Source organism: Pseudomonas sp. P5_B2 (assembly GCF_056400445.1).
Genome location: NZ_JBFULH010000632.1, coordinates 1 through 2,284, shown reverse-complemented (window position 1 = coordinate 2,284; position 2,284 = coordinate 1). Strand labels below are relative to the sequence as shown.

Genomic DNA, 2,284 nt, shown 5'->3' with positions numbered 1-2,284 from the left:
GAGTATGAAAGCGCTACTGAAAGCAGCTATGACAGCGGCTCGGTGACGATCGACGAGATGGACGTCGACCCGGCCGAAGTGATCGAAACCGCACCGGATTCTGAAGACGAAGAAGCCGGAGAAGCCCCGTCCCCTGTAGACTCTGCGAAAGAATAAACAGCGCTCCCCGCCCGTGACACCTGCGTCGCGGCGCGGAGCTGTTGCGATGGAGAACTGCATGACCCGTTACGCTCTGATCACCGGCGCTTCCAGCGGCATCGGCCTTGCGATGGCCGAAGCGCTGGCCCGGCGCGGCCGCAGCCTGATTCTGGTGGCCCGACAGCGTGATCAGCTGGAAATTATTGCGATTGAACTGACTCAACGTTTTGGCGTGGAAGTGCTTTTCCGTGCCTGTGACCTTGGCGAGCCGCTACGGCTGTCCGGGTTTCTGCTGGAACTGGAGGAAGGCGACCGTCAGATTGATTTGCTGGTCAATTGCGCCGGCATGGGCACCTGCGGCCCCTTTCTCGCTCAAGACTGGATGACCGAGCAGGACCTGATCGAAGTGAACATTCTGGCACTCACCCGCCTCTGCCACGCCATCGGGAACAGCATGGCCTTGCAGGGTGGCGGGCAAATCCTCAATGTTGCCTCGGTCGCCGCGTTTCTTCCCGGCCCGTGGATGAGCACTTACTACGCCAGCAAGGCGTATGTGCTRCATTTTTCCGAAGGTTTGCGTGTCGAGCTGAWGAAATGCGCAGTCAAGGTCTCGGTGCTCTGTCCCGGCCCGACGCGCACTGGTTTTTTCCGTACCGCGCAGTTGGACACTAGCAAACTGGCCGACAGCAAAATGCTGATGAGCCCCGAAGAAGTGGCGCTGTATACCGTGCGGGCCCTGGAGAAAAATCGCGCAATCATTATTCCGGGCCGAAGCAACCGCTGGCGCGCCTTTCTGCCACGACTCGGCTCGCGCTGGTTAAACCGGACAATCGCCGGCATGGTCAACAAGGTTTACTGCCCACGCTGAATGGTCCTACGGTAAAACCATGGGTACACTCAGGCCAGCCAAAACAACGGAGAAACAGCTGTGGATACTCTGTTCACCAAGATCATCAACCGGGAAATCCCGGCGAAGATCATTTACGAGGACGACCAGGTACTGGCCTTCCACGATATCGCCCCACAAGCACCAGTGCATTTTCTGGTGATCCCGAAAAAACCCGTGCGCACCCTTAACGACCTCACCGAAGAAGACAAGGCATTGGCCGGGCATATCCTGTTCACCGCGCAGCGTCTGGCGCTGGAACTGGGTTGCGAAAAAGGTTTCCGCGTTGTCATGAATTGCAATGAAGAAGGTGGGCAGACTGTCTATCACATTCATATGCATGTGCTAGGTCAGCGTCAGATGCACTGGCCGCCGGGCTGATTGCAGACGGCTCCAAAGGAGTGGCCAGCCACTCCCGCATGACCCAGCTCAAACCTTCCCCGGCCGATTGGGTTAAACTGGCCGCCGAGATTTTCCCCGGAGGTCAGCATGACTACCCAACGTCACTACTCGCCGATTGACCGTCTTCTGCTGCAAGCCGACGCCGCCATGCGTACCCTGCTGCCCTTCAGCGGTCAGCCCTACCGTCCGTCGCCGGCCATCGTCCAGCCCGAAGTGAAACTGAGCGATGAGGACACCCGGCACGTCGCCGGCTTGATGCGCATCAACCATACCGGCGAAGTTTGTGCTCAGGCGTTGTATCAAGGGCAAGCCCTGACCGCCAAGCTCCCGCATGTACGTGCCGCCATGGAACATGCTGCCGAAGAAGAGATCGACCATCTGGTCTGGTGCGAGCAGCGCATTCAGCAGTTGGGCAGTCATACCAGCATTCTCAACCCGCTGTTTTATGGCATGTCGTTCGGAATTGGCGCGGTGGCCGGGTTGATCAGCGACAAAGTCAGCCTGGGGTTTGTTGCCGCCACCGAACATCAAGTGTGCAAGCACTTGAATGAACACCTTGAGCAATTGCCGGCCGAGGACGAAAAGTCCCGGGCGATTCTTGAGCAGATGCGTATCGATGAAGAACATCATGCGGAAAGTGCGCTGGATGCCGGAGGGTTCCGTTTTCCCGCGCCGGTAAAGTTCGGGATGAGTCTGTTGGCCAAGGTAATGACCAAGAGTACTTATCGGATCTGACTTCAGGAGCTTTGCGTAGGACCATGGCTTGCCCGCGATGACGATCTCGAGGACGCTATCGCGGGCTAGCCTTGCTCCTACAAAGGTTTTGCGACAAACATAAAAAAGGCGACTGCCGTGAGG

Annotated in this window: 3 protein-coding genes; all 3 read left to right on the top strand. The window is 57.9% G+C overall.

Annotated elements, in window-relative coordinates; genetic code table 11:
• Window positions 1-217 precede the first annotated feature (217 nt).
• Window positions 218-1,006, top strand: coding sequence for an SDR family NAD(P)-dependent oxidoreductase (locus tag AC1DRJ_RS24970; RefSeq protein WP_477804513.1), 789 nt, complete (start codon window positions 218-220; stop codon window positions 1,004-1,006).
• 60 nt (window positions 1,007-1,066) lie between these two features.
• Window positions 1,067-1,405, top strand: a complete 339-nt coding sequence (locus tag AC1DRJ_RS24965; protein WP_007947975.1) for a histidine triad nucleotide-binding protein — start codon at window positions 1,067-1,069, stop codon at window positions 1,403-1,405.
• Between the two features lie 108 nt (window positions 1,406-1,513).
• Window positions 1,514-2,161, top strand: coding sequence for a 2-polyprenyl-3-methyl-6-methoxy-1,4-benzoquinone monooxygenase (gene coq7 / locus AC1DRJ_RS24960; RefSeq protein WP_477804512.1), 648 nt, complete (start codon window positions 1,514-1,516; stop codon window positions 2,159-2,161).
• The last annotated feature ends 123 nt before the right edge of the window (window positions 2,162-2,284 follow it).